The organism is Leucobacter sp. USCH14, from assembly GCF_037619215.1.
Lineage (GTDB): Bacteria > Actinomycetota > Actinomycetes > Actinomycetales > Microbacteriaceae > Leucobacter.
Genome location: NZ_JAQPZP010000002.1, coordinates 274,893 through 289,225, shown reverse-complemented (window position 1 = coordinate 289,225; position 14,333 = coordinate 274,893). Strand labels below are relative to the sequence as shown.

At 71.5% G+C, this 14,333-nt stretch carries 14 protein-coding genes; 4 read left to right on the top strand and 10 right to left on the bottom strand.

The features are described from left to right. Nucleotides 1-93 precede the first annotated feature (93 nt). The gene (locus PQI23_RS03695; RefSeq protein WP_339971638.1) at nt 94-684 is read left to right on the top strand and encodes a TetR/AcrR family transcriptional regulator; all 591 of its coding nucleotides are present in this window, start codon (nt 94-96) and stop codon (nt 682-684) included. Between the two features lie 6 nt (nt 685-690). On the opposite strand, the gene PQI23_RS03690 is transcribed toward PQI23_RS03695, so the two are convergent. From PQI23_RS03690 to PQI23_RS03650, 9 genes are all read right to left on the bottom strand, one after another. After that, entirely contained in the window at nt 691-1,290 is a 600-nt protein-coding gene (locus tag PQI23_RS03690) for a GNAT family N-acetyltransferase (RefSeq protein ID WP_339971636.1), read from the bottom strand. A gap of 42 nt (nt 1,291-1,332) precedes the next feature. Further along, nucleotides 1,333-3,540 (bottom strand): FAD/NAD(P)-binding protein, encoded by a 2,208-nt coding sequence (locus PQI23_RS03685; RefSeq protein ID WP_339971635.1) that lies wholly within the window; start codon nt 3,538-3,540, stop codon nt 1,333-1,335. Beyond that, nucleotides 3,537-4,586 (bottom strand): transporter substrate-binding domain-containing protein, encoded by a 1,050-nt coding sequence (locus tag PQI23_RS03680; RefSeq protein WP_339971633.1) that lies wholly within the window; start codon nt 4,584-4,586, stop codon nt 3,537-3,539. Before PQI23_RS03680 ends, PQI23_RS03685 begins: the two co-directional genes overlap by 4 nt. Nucleotides 4,587-4,648: 62 nt before the next feature. Further along, complete coding sequence (locus PQI23_RS03675) at nt 4,649-5,665, bottom strand: ABC transporter substrate-binding protein (protein WP_339971631.1); 1,017 nt, start codon at nt 5,663-5,665, stop codon at nt 4,649-4,651. Nucleotides 5,666-5,739: 74 nt separating this feature from the next. Next, nucleotides 5,740-6,552, bottom strand: a complete 813-nt coding sequence (locus PQI23_RS03670; protein ID WP_339971630.1) for an amino acid ABC transporter ATP-binding protein — start codon at nt 6,550-6,552, stop codon at nt 5,740-5,742. Nucleotides 6,553-6,561: 9 nt separating this feature from the next. Beyond that, on the bottom strand, nt 6,562-7,620 hold the full coding sequence (locus PQI23_RS03665) for an amino acid ABC transporter permease (protein WP_339971628.1): 1,059 nt from the start codon (nt 7,618-7,620) through the stop codon (nt 6,562-6,564). Next, nucleotides 7,617-8,264 carry a GNAT family N-acetyltransferase gene (locus tag PQI23_RS03660; protein WP_339971626.1) on the bottom strand — a complete coding sequence of 216 codons (648 nt, stop codon included), beginning with the start codon at nt 8,262-8,264 and terminating at the stop codon, nt 7,617-7,619. Before PQI23_RS03660 ends, PQI23_RS03665 begins: the two co-directional genes overlap by 4 nt. Continuing rightward, nucleotides 8,261-9,652, bottom strand: a complete 1,392-nt coding sequence (locus PQI23_RS03655; RefSeq protein ID WP_339971624.1) for an NtaA/DmoA family FMN-dependent monooxygenase — start codon at nt 9,650-9,652, stop codon at nt 8,261-8,263. Before PQI23_RS03655 ends, PQI23_RS03660 begins: the two co-directional genes overlap by 4 nt. Continuing rightward, nucleotides 9,649-10,956: an LLM class flavin-dependent oxidoreductase gene (locus tag PQI23_RS03650; RefSeq protein WP_339971622.1), complete on the bottom strand. Its 1,308-nt coding sequence runs from the start codon at nt 10,954-10,956 to the stop codon at nt 9,649-9,651. The genes PQI23_RS03655 and PQI23_RS03650 overlap by 4 nt, the downstream gene beginning before the upstream one ends. A 194-nt stretch (nt 10,957-11,150) precedes the next feature. Here PQI23_RS03650 and PQI23_RS03645 point away from each other — a divergent pair, with 194 nt between their 5' ends. Then, on the top strand, nt 11,151-11,672 hold the full coding sequence (locus PQI23_RS03645) for an NADPH-dependent FMN reductase (RefSeq protein WP_339971620.1): 522 nt from the start codon (nt 11,151-11,153) through the stop codon (nt 11,670-11,672). After that, nucleotides 11,669-12,253, top strand: coding sequence for a flavin reductase family protein (locus PQI23_RS03640; protein ID WP_339971618.1), 585 nt, complete (start codon nt 11,669-11,671; stop codon nt 12,251-12,253). Before PQI23_RS03645 ends, PQI23_RS03640 begins: the two co-directional genes overlap by 4 nt. Nucleotides 12,254-12,343: 90 nt before the next feature. Here the strand turns inward: PQI23_RS03640 and PQI23_RS03635 are convergent, their stop codons facing one another. Further along, on the bottom strand, nt 12,344-12,973 hold the full coding sequence (locus PQI23_RS03635; RefSeq protein ID WP_339971615.1) for a TetR/AcrR family transcriptional regulator C-terminal domain-containing protein: 630 nt from the start codon (nt 12,971-12,973) through the stop codon (nt 12,344-12,346). Nucleotides 12,974-13,108: 135 nt separating this feature from the next. Between PQI23_RS03635 and PQI23_RS03630 the strand changes: the two genes are divergently transcribed. Then, nucleotides 13,109-14,329 carry an MFS transporter gene (locus PQI23_RS03630; RefSeq protein ID WP_339971613.1) on the top strand — a complete coding sequence of 407 codons (1,221 nt, stop codon included), beginning with the start codon at nt 13,109-13,111 and terminating at the stop codon, nt 14,327-14,329. Nucleotides 14,330-14,333 lie beyond the last annotated feature (4 nt).

Genomic DNA, 14,333 nt, shown 5'->3' with positions numbered 1-14,333 from the left:
CGCGGCGGCCGCGACAGGACGGGCCGCCATCGTCGTCGACCAGCAGGGGATAAGATAACACGGACCGTCTCGTCTTTACTGAATGGAGTTCCTGTGGCAGCCTCATCCCGCAGCGGCCCAGTGCGCAGCGAGGCAGCACGCCAGGCGATCCTGCATGCCGCCATCGAGATGCTCGCGGAGCGCGGCTACGACCACCTGGCGATCGAGGGCATCGCCTCGCGCGCGGGAGTCGGCAAGCAGACCATCTACCGCTGGTGGAAGTCGAAGAGCGCGATCATCGCCGAAGCCCTGCTGGAGGGCATGATTCTCGGCGAGCGGCTCGAGGTGCCCGACACCGGCGATGTGCGACGTGACCTGACGACGTGGCTGCGGGCCGTCGGCGACGTGCTGCTGAGCCCCCAGGGCGAGGGCCTGGTGCGCTCGCTCATCGCGGCGGCGACCGACAACGCCGATGTGGGTCAGCGTCTCCGCGACGCCATTGCGGGCTCGGGGTCGGGCGCACTCTCCACACGGCTCGCGGCGGCGATCGGCAGCGAGCCGCACCTGCCCGCGCGGGCGCCGATCGACGACATCTCCGAGGCCCTCGTCGGGGCGCTCCTGCTGCGGGCGCTCAGCCGCTCACCGCTCGACGACGATGCAATCGCAGCGCTCGTCACGGTCGCCGTGGGGCCGCCGCGCCCCTGAACCGCCCTACCGGGCGAGACGGCGCGCGAGGCGGTGCTCGAGCCCGAGCCGCACCCCGGGCCACTCGGGCTCCGTGATCGAGAAGACCACGGTGTCGCGCAAGTATCCGGCTGCGGGCCGCAGGTGAGCGCGCAGGATGCCATCCTGCTTCGCGCCGAGCCGCGCGATCGCCGCGCGCGACTGATGGTTGTTGTGATCGGTGCGGAACTCGACGGCGGTGCACCCCCACACCTCGAAGGCGTGCCGCAGCAGCAGCAGTTTCGACTCCGCGTTGGTGCCGGTCCCCTGCGCACTGAGGGCGTTCCAGGTGGATCCGATCTCGACCCGCGGCGTGGTCGCGTCGATGTTCATGAACGTCGTCATGCCGATGATCGCTCCGGTGTCGTTTCGGCGCGCGGTGAACGGCAGCATGGATCCCTCCTCCTGCAACCGCAGACGGCGCCGGATCTCGGTCTCTATCTCGTCGGGAGCCGGAATCGCCGTGTACCAGAGCTTCCAGAGCTCACCGTCGCGGGAGGCCTCGGCGAGCCCCTCCAACTGGTCGAGGGCGAGCGGTTCGAGGGTGACGAGTCGTCCGCTGAGCGTGCCGGGGTGATCGAGAGCCATGCCCTCATTCTCCTCGCAACGCGGCCCTTTGTGCGAGCGGGGTCACTTGCGGAGTGTGTCGACCGGCTTTCGGCGCGCGACACGCTCCGCAAGTGACCCCGCTCCACGAGGCGGCGGTGAATCGGCGGCGGTGGTCGGTGCGGCGGCGGTCGGTGCGGCGGCGGTGGTCGGTGCGGCGGCGGTCGGAGCGGCACCGGCGGAGGGCGCGGCGGCGACCTCGATCACTGCGTCGAGCACTGCCCGCGCGACCCGGTCGTGAACGCGGAAGGGCAGTGCGTCGATGCCCGGCCGCGTGAACGCGCCGCCGGTGAGTCCGGCGACGAACGGCCCGAACGCGAACTGCCGGGAGGATCCGGGCACGCGCCCGCCCGGCCCGACCTCGATCAGGCCCGTTCCCTCGACGCCGGTCTCGTCGACGACGGTGAGCTCGCGAAGTTGACCGCTCTCGACGAGCTGGCGCAGCAGCGGGTTCTCACTGCGCGACGCCCGAGCTTCGGGCAGCCACGCGTCGATGAGCGTGCGCGCGCTGACCGAGGCGACTGCCGTGCCCGGTCTTCCGCCGGCCGCGTGAGGCACGACCGCCGCTCCGGAGGCGGTGAACACGCCGCGCTCCGCGTCCGCTTCCAGCTGCACGTTCCCTCCGAGGAAGCGCACGACGCCCGATTCCGCGAGCGCGACCAGTTCTTCGAGACGGTGCCCGGGCGGCCCGCTCGCGAGGTAGCTGAAGTACGCGAACCAGCGCCCGGGAAGGTCGCGGGTGCGGCTGCGAGCGTTCCACAGCTCGGGCGGAACCTCGGCGAGCGCGAGGAACGCGAAGAGACCCGTCATGAACAGCGCCTGCGACGCACTGTGATCCGGGTCGGTGCGGAGCCGAAGATCCGCGGCGATGTGCGCGAGCACGCGCTGCTGCACCGCGTCGCAGGCGAATGATCCGGGGGTGGAGTCGACGCCCGAGGCCGCGACGGTGCCCGATGCGGCGACGGCTTCCAAACCCTCAGGCGGAAACCCCAGTGGCCGATCGAAGGAGGCGAGCTCGAAGCGGTCGTCGGGATCGGGCACGTGCGCCCGCACGAGTTCGGCGAGCTCGCGCGATGCGAACCCGCCCGGCCGAGCGAGCACCGCCCGCAATCGGGGAGCGAAGTGCTGCCACGGTGCAGTCACTCGCGCCGGGTGCCCGGTGAAGAGCTCACGGTAGTAGCCGGTGAGCAGTTCCGCAGCGACGAGCGGCCATGCGTCTCGGGCGAAATCGAGCGGTTCTCGGCGAGTGGCGAGCGAATCTCGGAACGCGTCGCCCAGATATTCGAGCGCGACGGGCTCGCCCACCAGACGGCTCGTGACTTTGGAGCGGTAGGGCACGCCGCGGCGGGAGCCCAGGTGCAGCAAGGGCTCCCGCCCGCTCGGCACGTAGCGGAGCATGCCGTCGGGACGGGTCTCGAATCGGCCGCCCCGGCCGCCGGTGAGCATCACCGCGAGGTCGATCGCGGCGAGCCCCATGCCGCGAACGATGACATCGGAACCGGCGGGCAGGTGGTCGAGGTCGAGGTCGGCCGTGAACGCCGGTGCGACGTACTCGAGACCGTGCGCGGCGGCGAAGTCGGCGAGCCGCACGGATTCGGGCGAGGGCTCGGTGCCGTTATGCCCGAGAGCGAAGATCACGATGTCGGCGGCAAGCGCGTCGCCCGAGGCGAGGCGCACGATCTGGCGCTCCGCCCCGCCGCCGCGCTGCCCCGGCGCGGGCTCGGCCCGCTCGACCGCGACCGCGGTGTCGCTCACCCACTCGACTGAAACTCGGCCCGAGGCGCGCCGCACCGTCTCCGCGAACACCCACGAGAGGTAGGCGTGGTTGAGGCGGCGCGTGGGGAAGTCGCGGTCCCCGATCTCCGCGATCTCCCGCTCGAGTGCGGAATCGGCCCAGTCGGGCACCGCGATCTCCCCCGCGCGCACGGCGCGCACCCACTCGGCGAGCGAGGGGCCCGGCGCGACGGGGCCGTCGATGCTGCTCGACGCGTCGGTGAAGCAGGCGACGTCTTCGAGCATCGAGTTCAGTTTCAGCAGGGGCGACTGATCCCGCCGCCAGATGCGGCCGCCGCCGGGGCGGTGCGGATCGACGAGGCGCACGTCGATCCGCTGCTCGGGGTCGCGGTGCGCGTGGTTCGCCGCCAGGCGTTCGAGCATCATGATCGCTGCGGGCCCGGCCCCGATGCACACGACGGAGACGGCTGCGGCGGCGGATCGCTGCGACGGGCTCATGGCTTCGGCAGCCCGGGCGGGTTGATGAGCGACGCGGGTACGGCCTCTTCGGTCTGCCCCCACCGTTCGAGCACGGCGTCGTACTGCCCGTTCTCGATGAGCGACGCGATCACGAGCTGCACGGGTTCGACGAGACCGTTGCCTTTCGCCGTGACTGCACCGATCTGGCCGTCGACGGGGTAGGCGCTGTTGAACTTGCCGACGATGCGGGTCTCGCCGAGCGTCTGCTCCCGGAACGCGGCGAGCGCGTACGGCTCGATGCTCGCGTCGGCCCGCCCCGAGGTGAGTGCGAGCAGCCCGGCCGCCGAGTCGTCGTAGTAGACCGGTTCGCCCGCGTCGATGCCGGCCGCGTCGTTCTGCGCGAACCAGTCGAGCAGGTACTGCTCCTGGTTGGTGCCGCTGCCGACGATCACGCGCAGGCCCGAGACGTCTGCGGGCTCCGCGATCTCCGAGATCTCGGAGTCGGCGGCGACGCTGAACGCCATCACGGCATCGCGGTACGTGGCGAAGTCGAAAAGCTCCTTGCGCTCCTCGGTGACCCCGATGTTGATGAGCGCGAGATCGTACTTGCCCGACTCGACGCCGAGCGGCCAGTCGGCCCAGGCGACGTTCTCGGGGGTGTACTCGAGCCCGAGCCCCTCGGAGATGAGCGACGCGAAGTCGGCGTCGCTGCCGATGATCGTCTGAGCGTCGTCCTCGGCGAAGAACGAGGTGGGCGGGGCTCCGGCGCCGAGGATCGCCACGGTGAGCCGCCCGGGCTGCACCGGCTCGAACCCGCTCGCCTCGAGCGCCTCGACGGCCTCGGGGATCGCCTCGATGTGCGGACGGGTGTCGAGGTTCGCGGTCGTGAGATCGAACGCGGCCTCGGTCGTCGCGGGGCCGGCGCCCTCGGGCGCGGCGCCGGATCCGGATCGCTCGTCGTCGCTGATCACCGCCGAGCAGGCCGTCAGCGCGAGCGCCGATGCGGCGAGGAGGCCGAGCGCGGCGAGGCGGCGGCGCGGGGAGCGGGCTCGCGGCGAGGTCGGGGCGGATGGTGCGTGGGTCATGAGTTCTCCAGTGGTGCGCCGCGCGGTGCGGCGCGGCTGAGGTGTGCGATGCGGGGCGTGCGCTACGGGCGGGGAAGGCCGGCCGGGTTGACGAGCGACTCGGCGACCGCCTCGTCTTCGAGATCCCAGCGCGCGAGCGCCTCCGCGTAGGTGCCGTCCTCGATGATGGAGTTGAGCACGATCGCTACGGGATCGATGAGGCCGTTGCCCTTCGCCGTGGTGACGCCGATCTGCGCGTTCTCGGGGTAGCCGCCGTTGAGGGTGCCGACGACCTTCGACTCGCCGCCGACGGCGGCGACGTACGATGCGGTGGGGTTCGGCCCGAAGATGGCGTCGACGCGGCCCGAGACGAGCGCCAGCTGACCTGCGGCGTTGTCGTCGTAGTACACCGCCTCGCCCGGCTCGAGACCGTTCCGCTCGTTCTCGGCGAACCAGTCGAGCAGGATCTTCTCCTGGTTGGTGCCGCTCCCGACGACGACGGTGAGACCCGCGACGTCCTCGGGGCCGTCGATGGAGTCGATCTCGCTGTCGGCGGCGACCGAGAACGCGAGCACGTCGTTGCGGTGCGTCGCGAAGTCGAAGAGGTCCTTGCGCTCCTCCGTGACGGTGACGTTCGACACCACGACGTCGTACTTGCCCGATTCGACGCCGAGCGGCCAGTCGGCCCAGGCCACGTTCTCGGGGGCGTACTCGAGCCCGAGTCCGTCGGCGACGAGGTTCGCGATGTCGGGCTCGATGCCGAGCAAAGTCGCGTTGTCGTCTTCGGCCAGGAATCCGAGCGGCGCCTCGTACGCGGAGTGCGCGACGGTGAGCTTGCCCTCCTGCACGGGATCGAAGCCGCTCTGCTCGAGCGCCTCGACCGCCTCGGGAACCGGGTCGATGTGCAGGCGCTCGTCGGCGTTCGCGCTCGTCAGGTCGAAGGGCGAACCGGCGCTGTCGGCGCCGCTCGTCGCGGCGGGTTCGGCGTTCGCCTGATCCTCGCTGACGACCGCGCTGCACGCGGTGAGCCCGCCGAGCGCGAACGCGGTGAGTGTGAGGAGTGCGGCGCCGGTGCGGATGCGGGGGCTGATGGTGGGCATGGGTGACGTCCTTCGGGTGGTGGTTGCTGATGAGATGGGGGAAGAGCGGGTGGTGCTGCGCGGGGCGGGCCCCGTCAGATGACCCAGTCGAGGAACTCCTGGGTGCGGGCCTGCTCGGGGGACCGCAGCACCTGCTGCGGAGGGCCGGCTTCGACGACCCTGCCGGCGTCGAGGAAGACGACGTGGTCGGAGACCTCGGAGGCGAACCCGATCTCGTGCGTGACGATGATCAGCGTGGTGCCGCCGTGGGCGAGGTCGCGGATCACCCGCAGCACCTCACCCACGAGCTCCGGGTCGAGCGCGCTGGTGGGCTCGTCGAACAGCAGCACGTCGGGTTCGAGCGCGAGGGCCCGCGCGATCGCCACGCGCTGCTGCTGGCCGCCCGAGAGCTGACGCGGGTAGTGGCCGGCGCGATCCGCCAGCCCGACGCGTTCGAGCAGTACTCGGGCCTGCGCCACCGCCTCGCTGCGACGGGCTCGCTTCAGCCCGATGGGCGCCTCGATGATGTTCTCGAGCGCGGTGAGATGGGGGAACAGGTTGAAGTTCTGGAAGACCATGCCGACGCGCGTGCGCCGCGCCAGCACCTCCTTCTCGGGGAGCTCGTGCAGCACGTCGCCGCGGCGCTCGTACCCGATGTACTCGCCGTCGATGGTGATGGAGCCGCCGTCGATGGTCTCGAGGTGGTTGATGGCGCGCAGCAGGGTCGACTTGCCCGAGCCGGAGGGGCCGAGCAGGCTCACCACCTGCCCGGGTTCGACGCGCAGCGAGATGCCGTGCAGCACCTCGTGCGCGCCGTACGACTTGTGCACGCCGTCGATCTCGACGAGCCCGGCGCGGCCGGTCGCGCGGGTCTCGCGGGGGGCGGCGGTTGCGGTGGGGGTGGTCATGCGATGCTCCTATTGGGCGTGGGCGGTGATCGCCGCGACGGAGTGGGCGGATACGGGGCCGGTCGATGCGATGGCGCGCGCACCGCGCTGCCGTTCACGGCCCGAACGCGGCCCCCGTCGGGCGTCGCCCGCGAGCGTCGCGATCCGGCGGCGCGCGCGCTGCAGCGGCGTGGGGGGAAGCTCGCGGGCGGTGCCCCGCGAGAACCGGCGCTCGATGTAGTACTGCGCGATGCTGAGCACGGTCGTGAAGATCGTGTACCAGACCGCGGCGACCAGCAGCAGCGGCACCACCTGCTGATTGCGGTTGTAGATCACCTGCACGGTGTAGAAGAGCTCGGGCAGGGCGACGACGAAGACCACCGAGGTGCCCTTGAGGAGCCCGATGACCTCGTTGAACGCGTTGGGCAGGATCGCGCGCGCCGCTTGCGGCAGCACGATGCGGAAGAAGCGTCGCCCCCGCGGAATGCCGAGCGCGCGCGCGGCCTCGAGCTGCCCCTGGTCGACGGAGAGGAGCCCGCCGCGGATGATCTCGGCGGAGTACGCGGCCTGGTGCAGTGAGAGGCCGAGGATGGCCGCGACGGAGCCCGAGAGCAGTCGCACCGTGTCGAACTCGACGACGAAGAAGTCGTAGGTGAAGGGCCACCCGATGCCCAGCGTCGGGAAGAGGTACCCGAGGTTGTACCAGATGACGAGCTGCACGACGAGCGGCACGGAGCGGAAGAACCAGATGAACCCCCACGCGAACGAGCTGAGCAGCGCCGACCCCGAGAGCCGGGCGACGGCGAGGATGCCGCCGAGCGCGAACCCGATCACGGCGGAGATGCCGGTGAGCCAGAGGGTGAGCCAGAGCCCGCGCAACACGGCCTCGTTGAAGAAGTACTCGGCGAACACGTTCCAGCGCCACTGCGGGTTGGAGAAGAACGTCCAGATGAGCTGCGCGAGCAGGAAGACGGCGACGGCGCTGAACGCCCAGCGCCACCAGTGGCGGAGCGGCACGACGTCGAGGGCCTTCGGCCGAGCGGCGCGGTTCACCGCCTCGGTCTGCGGGGTGTCGAGCGTGGTCGTCATGATCGATCCTCCTGCGGGGCGGTGGGCCTGGTGTCGAGGGGCACTGCGTGATCCGGATCGGGCGCCGCCATCGGCGGCAGCGCCTTCTCGAACGCGTGGATGCCGATGTCGGCGGCGTCGCGGCGTGGATCGAAGAGCGGGGTGTAGCCCGCGCGCAGGTAGAGCGCGACGGCCTCCGGCTGACGCGGCCCGGTCGTGAGGTGCACGCGGTCGTAGCCCAGCCGAGCCGCCTCCCGCTCGAGGGCGCTCAGCACGCGCCGCGCGAGACCGCGGCCGCGCAGGTCGGCGCGGGTCCACACCCGCTTGAACTCGGCCGTGCGCTCGTCGAACCTCATGAACGCGCCGCCCGACACGGGAGCGCCGTCGAGCAGCAGCACGAGGAAGGCGCCGGTGGGGGCGACGAACGACTCGACCGGATACCGGTTCAACTCGACCGCGGCCGCCTCGCCGAACACCTCGACGCCGTACCGGGCGTCGTACTCGCGCTCGAGATCGGCGAGCAGGGGCCGCGCCAGAGCGTCGTCGGGATGCACGATTCGCACGGCGAGCGATGCGGCCTCGGGGTCCGCTCCCGCGAGGGTCGCCTCGCGGGCCGCTGTCGCCTCGCGCTCCGCCTCGGCCGCGAGCGGCGCCGTCGCCGTCACGCCGCCGCCTCCCGCTTCACGGCGTCGCGCGCGGGGCGCGGCGGCTGCGGCAGGCCGAGCGTGCGCCGCAGGGTGACGGCAAAGCCGGTCTCGGGATCCGTCTCGTACCGCTCGCGGAACACGCCGCGCTCCTGCAGCAGCGGCACGACGCGATCCACGAAGGGGTCGAGCCCTCCGGGCGTGAGGTGCGGTACCAGCACGAACCCGTCGGAGGCTCGACCCTGCACGTGGCGGTCGATCTCGGCGGCGATGGTCTCGGGCGAGCCGACGAAGGTGTGCGCCGCCGTCTCGGCGGCGACCAGCTGCCGCACGGTCAGCCCCTCCGCGGCGGCGCGCGCCCGCAGCTGGGCTGCGCGGGCGACGCGATCCTCGACTCTCGTCGAGACCTGGCCGAGACGCTGCTCGCCCGCCCCCGGCTCGGTCGCGGGCAGCGGCCCGTCGGGGTCGAGCCCCGGGAGCTCGCGGCCCCAGATCGCCTCGACCCACGCCACCGCGGTCTGCGGAGTGGTCTGCGCGAAGCCGATCGCCCGCGAGGCCTCCGCCGCGTCGGCGTCGGTGTCGCCGATCACGAAGGTGGCCGCGGGGAGGATCAGCAGCGAATCCTCCGTGCGCCCCGCGGCGGGCAGGCGCCCCTTGACGTCGCGGTAGAACTGCTGCCCCGCCCGGTAGTCGGCGTGGCGCGAGAAGATGATCTCGGCATTGGCGGCGGCGAAGTCGCGCCCCGCCGGTGAGTCGCCGGCCTGCACGATGACCGGGTACCCCTGCGGGCTCCGCGGGAGGGACCCCGTCGCGCGCACGTCGAACTGCGGGCCGGAGTGCACCACGGAGTGCACGAGCTGCTCGTCGATGAAGCGCCCCGAGCCGCGGTCGGCGAGCACCGCGCCCGTCTCCCACGAATCCCAGAGGCGTTTCGCGAGGGCCACGAACTCCTCGGCGCGCGTGTACCGATCCTCGTACGGCAGGAAACCGCCGCGGCGGAAGTTCGCGCCGTGGAAGGCGTCGGGCGAGGTCACCACGTTCCAGCCGACCCGGCCGCCCGAGAGCGTGTCGATGGTGGCGAGCTGGCGCGCGAGCTCGTACGGCTCGTTGAAGGTGCTGGAGAGCGTGCCGACGACGCCGATGTGCTGCGTGACCGACGCCATCGCGGCGAGGATCGCGAGCGTCGCCGGTCGCCCCGCGACGTCGAGATCGTGGATCTGCCCGCCGTGCTCGCGCAGGCGAAGGCCCTCGGCGAGGAAGACGTAGTCGAAGAGCCCGCGCTCCGCGGTGCGGGCGAAATGGGCGAACGACGCGAAGTCGATCTGGCTGCCCGAATCGGGGTCGCTCCAGACGGTCGTGCTGTTGACGCCCGGGAAGTGGGCGACGAGTCGTGCCTGTCGCTGAGTCACGCGGAGACCTCCTGAGGTGCGCGCCGGGTGGCGTATCGGTTGGGTGCGACGCCGAGGCCGAAGCGCTCGCGCAGCGGGTTCGGTTCGGAGGCGACGGGGTTCGCGAGCCCGCGTGCGCGCAGCAGCGGCAGCAGCTCGGAGGCGATGAGGCCCAGGTCGAGCGGCAGCGCGGCGGGGCGCAGCCGCACGCCGTCGACGCCCGCGTCGCGCCACGCGGCGATCCGGTCGGCGATGCGCTCGACGGGCCCGGCTTCGACGCGCGCATCGCTCGCGGTGGCGACCCCCGCCAGCCGGTCGAGCCGCGCCACGCGATCCGCACCGCCCTCCGCGTCGGTGTCGAGCGCGACGACGAGGTCGGCGACGATGCGGAGCGGGTGCAGGCCGAGGGCGGCACGATCGACGCCGGCTTCGGCTTCGCGCACCTCGGCGATGAGGTCGGCCGCGGTCTTGCCGCGGGAGGCTCCGGCGGCGGGCGCCTCGTTCTCGGGCGTGATGAATACGACGTCGGCGGTGCGCGCGGCGAGGTCGAAGATCGGTGCGGCGTGCGCGAGCAGGGCGACGACGATCTGCCCCTGCGGTGAGCGCGGCACGATCGACGGGCCGATGACGGAGAACCCGTCTCCCTCGAAGTCGATGTGGTGCACGCGGTCGCGGTCGAGGAAGCGGCCGGTCTCGAGGTCGCGGATGATCGCGTCGTCCTCCCAGCTGTCCCAGAGCCGCCGTGCGACCTCGGCGGCGTCGGCGGCGTCGGCGATGAGGGCGTCGAGCCCCGCCTCCGGCTCGCCGGCGAACACGCGCTCGATGTCGAGCTCGGGCGGGGGGCGCCGCCCGAACGCGTCGGCCGAGGTCCGGTCGGCGGAGAAGCGCAGCTGCCAGCCGGCCCGCCCGCCCGAGACGTGGTCGAGCGTCTGCAGCGCGGTCGCGACGTGGAACGGCTCGGTGTGCGTCGTCGTGACCGTCGGGATGAGCCCGATGCTGCGGGTACGGGGGGCGAGCCAGCTGGCGGTGAGCAGCGCATCGAGGCGGCCCTCGACGCGTGCGGGGTCGAGGGTGCGCGATCCTGCCGGGGCGTCGGGGCTCGATTCCGCGGCGCCCTGCAGCCGCAGCGCGTCCTCGAAGGTGACGTAGTCGGCGCCCGCGCGCTCGGCGGTGTCGACGAGCTCCGACCAGTACTCGGGGGAGAACAGATCGGCGGGGCGAGCTGCCTCGTCGCGCCAGGCGCTCGAGTGCCAGCCTGCGCCGTCGAGGGCGATGCCGACGGTGAACGGCGGAGCAGTCTGTTTCGGTTCAGTTATGGAAGACATGCGGTGAGCTTATGGTGCAGGATTTCGATCCCGGAAGAAACATGACGAACGATGACCGTTACGGACTGTTGCGCGCCGCCCGCCGAACCCCGGAACGCGCGGCCTACACTGAGCACCACGCTCCGGGATGAGATCCTGGGCGCCTCCGCGACACCACACCGTGGATCACGACCGACCGCCGAGAAGGGAACGTCATGTCCACACTCTCCGTCATCATCGGAAACCCGAAACCCCGCTCACGCACCCGCCGGATCGCGGAGGCGCTCGCAGCGCGCATCGCCGACCGCACGGGCGCCGAGCTGCTGCCCACCGTCGATCTCGTCGACCACGCCGACGAGCTCTTCGCGTGGCCGGCACCCCACGTCGACGCGTGGAGCGCGCAGCTGCGCGACTCCGACTACGCGATCATCGCGACGCCCACCTACAAGGCCAGCTACACGGGCCTGCTGAAGGCGTTCCTCGACCGGTACCCGGCGGGCGGGCTCCAGGGCGTGACCGCGATCCCCCTCTTCACCACCGCCTCCGACGAGCACGCCCTCGCCGTCGAGTTCACGCTGCGCCCGCTCCTCGTCGAGCTCGGAGCGAGCGTGCCCACCCGCGGCCTCGCCTTCTCCACTCCCCGATTCGACCGGCGCGACGAGCTGCTCGACGCGTGGGTCGCCGCCGAGGGGGATCTGCTGCGACCGACCGAGGCGCGGCTGCAGGTGCCAGCATGAGCGCCAGCGCCTTCGCCGTCGCCGTCGCCCCGACCGCGGGCTCGGCTCCCGTCGCTCACGCCGCAGCACCGGTAGCGTTCGATCAGCGCGAGTTCCGCGATGCGATGGGCGGGTTCGCCTCGGGCATCACCGTCATCACGACGCACGGACCCGATGGGCCCGTCGGGTTCACCTGCCAGTCGTTCACCAGCATCTCCATAGACCCTCCGCTCGTCTCGTTCTCGATCTCGCGCACCTCGAGGAGCCTCGCCGCCCTGCGCGAGCACGGGCAGCTCGTCGTGAATTTCTTGAGCGCGCGGCAACAGGCGCTCAGCGGGCAGTTCGCCCGCTCGGGCACGGACAAGTGGGCGGGCGTGGCCTGGAGTCGGTCGGAGATCAACGGCGCACCGACGCTCGAGAGGGCGACCGGCTGGGTCGCGGGCGAAATCGCGCAGGAGATCGAGGCGGGCGACCACCTCATATTCCTGGTCGCCGTCAGCGGCATCTTCACCGACCGGGAAAGCGCCCCGCTGCTCTTCTTCCGCGGCGCGTACCACGAGCTCGCATCTCAGCCTCGCGGAGGGGTCGACAGCGCGCGCTGACTCATCGACGGCGATCCGTGCGAGCGGGGTCGCTTGCGGAGGGTGTCGTCCGATTTTCGGCGCGCGACACGCTCCGCAAGCGACCCCGCTTCATGTCGCTGTCGTTGTGGTCGTCGCTGATGCGACGCGCGCCGAGATGCCGGCGAGCAGCAGGTCCAGGCCCCTGTCGAACAGGCGCCGGTTGCGCTCGGCGCCGACCGGGTGGTCGCCGAGCAGTCCGCCGAGCACGTCGCCGGCGCTCGCGGGGTCGAGGATCGTATCGGGCGAGAGCGTGTCGAGCGCCGCGCCGAACGTGAACGCGTCGATCACCTCGATCGTCGTCAGCAATTCGCGCGCCGGCAGGCCCGCCTCGGCGAGCGCATCCGCGAGCGCGTTGTAGAACCGCATCACGTCGGGTTCGTCGATGACCGAGGTGACCATGTACTGGAGCACTCGCGGGTGACCGGCGTACATGCGCCAGGTGCGCTCCACCTCGAGGCGGATGCGATCCTCCCAGCCCGATCCCTCCGGCACATCACCGAGGTACTGCGGCACGAGCACCTCGCGCATGGCCCGGATCACACCATCGCGCCCGTCGACGTGGTGGTAGAGCGACGACACGCTCACGCCGAGCTTCTTCGCGAGCGGCACGAGTTGGAGTTCCCGACCCGATTCGGCGAGCTCGATCGCGGCGCGCCCGATCATCTCGCGGCTGAGCCGTGCGGTCTTCGGTCTCGCCACAACTTCCCCTTCGACATCCGCCAACAATCGCGTTTGACAGATCCTCCCACACCGGGGGAACATGTATGCGGTTTAACCGAAACCGATTCGGTTAAGACGCATCAGCCGGCGACGCAGCCGGAGAAACGAGTTCCCGTGTCTCGCACGCAGATCGACGCCGATCCTCGGCTTCCACTGACCCTCCGCAACGGCAGCGCGACCTTCCTCATCGCACTCGCCAGCCTGATGATGGCCAACCTCGCGCCGTTCATCATCACCGCACTCGGAGCCCTCGGCTTCGACGCGGTCGCCTCGGGCAATATCCTCACCTGGGCACTGCTCGCCTCCGCCGTGGTGGGCCTCGGCACCGGGCGCGTCGCCTCCGGCCGACTGCGCCGACCCCTCGCCATCGCCGGGCTGCTCATCGCGGTCGTCGCATTCGGTGCGGCCGCGCTCATACCCGCGACTCCCATCGTCGTGACCGGGCTCATCGTCGGCGGCGCCGGCGTGGGCGCGGCGATCTCCACCTCGGGCGCCGCGATCGCCGCGCTGCGCAACCCGAACCGCATCTCCGCGACGAGCGGCCTCGTCAACCGGGCCCTGATCACCGTGATCCTCGCGGTCATCCCGCTGATCGGCATCACCCAGGGCAGCGTCTTCGGAACGCTCGCGCTGATCTCCCTCGTGGGGCTCGCGCTCGCGGTCTGGCTCCCGAACGCGCCCGAGCACGCCGCACCCGTCGACGTCACCGAAAGCCTGCAGATCGCGGAGCCGCGCCGCATCACGATCGCAGGCATCGCGATCCTCTTCCTCTTCCCGATCTGGGGCACGAGCGAGGATGCGATCTGGACGATGGCGCCGGTGCTCGGCGACGCACTCGGCATCGACGAGCAGACACTCGGATTCACGCTCAGCCTCTCCGCAGCGGGCGGCATCCTCGGCATGCTGATCGCCGCCGTGATCGGCAACCGCTTCGGTCGGGCCTGGCCGCTGACCATCGCGCTCGTGATCGGCGGGGCGCTCAAGGTCTGGACCGGACTGACAGCGGACCCCCTGACCTTCGCGGTGCTCATCATCGCGGTGAGCTCCATCTACGCGTTCGCCTTCGCGCTGTTCATCGCGACCGCAGCCGGTCTCGACGCGCGCGGCCGCTGGTCGGGGCCGCTGCTCGGCGCGTACCTCGTCGGTTCGAGCTTCGCCCCGCTCATCGGCGGTGTGCTCATCGAGGGGCTCGGCATCGCCCCGTTCACGCTCATCACCGGTATCGTCAGCTTCGTGGTGATCGTTCCAATGGTGTTCGTCGCCCGCGTCTCGACCGGGGCCGAGCGCGCGCTCGCCCGATCGGCGACGCGCGGCGCCAACCCCGTCACCGTGTAGCGGC

Excerpts from the sequence above, each read along its gene's own strand:
- PQI23_RS03645 (WP_339971620.1), top strand. The coding sequence starts at position 11,151 with ATGTCCACACTCTCCGTCATCATCGGAAACCCGAAACCCCGCTCACGC.
- PQI23_RS03675 (WP_339971631.1), bottom strand. The coding sequence starts at position 5,665 with ATGCCCACCATCAGCCCCCGCATCCGCACCGGCGCCGCACTCCTCACA.
- PQI23_RS03685 (WP_339971635.1), bottom strand. The coding sequence starts at position 3,540 with ATGAGCCCGTCGCAGCGATCCGCCGCCGCAGCCGTCTCCGTCGTGTGC.
- PQI23_RS03640 (WP_339971618.1), top strand. The coding sequence starts at position 11,669 with ATGAGCGCCAGCGCCTTCGCCGTCGCCGTCGCCCCGACCGCGGGCTCG.
- PQI23_RS03670 (WP_339971630.1), bottom strand. The coding sequence starts at position 6,552 with ATGACCACCCCCACCGCAACCGCCGCCCCCCGCGAGACCCGCGCGACC.
- PQI23_RS03680 (WP_339971633.1), bottom strand. The coding sequence starts at position 4,586 with ATGACCCACGCACCATCCGCCCCGACCTCGCCGCGAGCCCGCTCCCCG.
- PQI23_RS03650 (WP_339971622.1), bottom strand. The coding sequence starts at position 10,956 with ATGTCTTCCATAACTGAACCGAAACAGACTGCTCCGCCGTTCACCGTC.
- PQI23_RS03690 (WP_339971636.1), bottom strand. The coding sequence starts at position 1,290 with ATGGCTCTCGATCACCCCGGCACGCTCAGCGGACGACTCGTCACCCTC.
- PQI23_RS03665 (WP_339971628.1), bottom strand. The coding sequence starts at position 7,620 with ATGACGACCACGCTCGACACCCCGCAGACCGAGGCGGTGAACCGCGCC.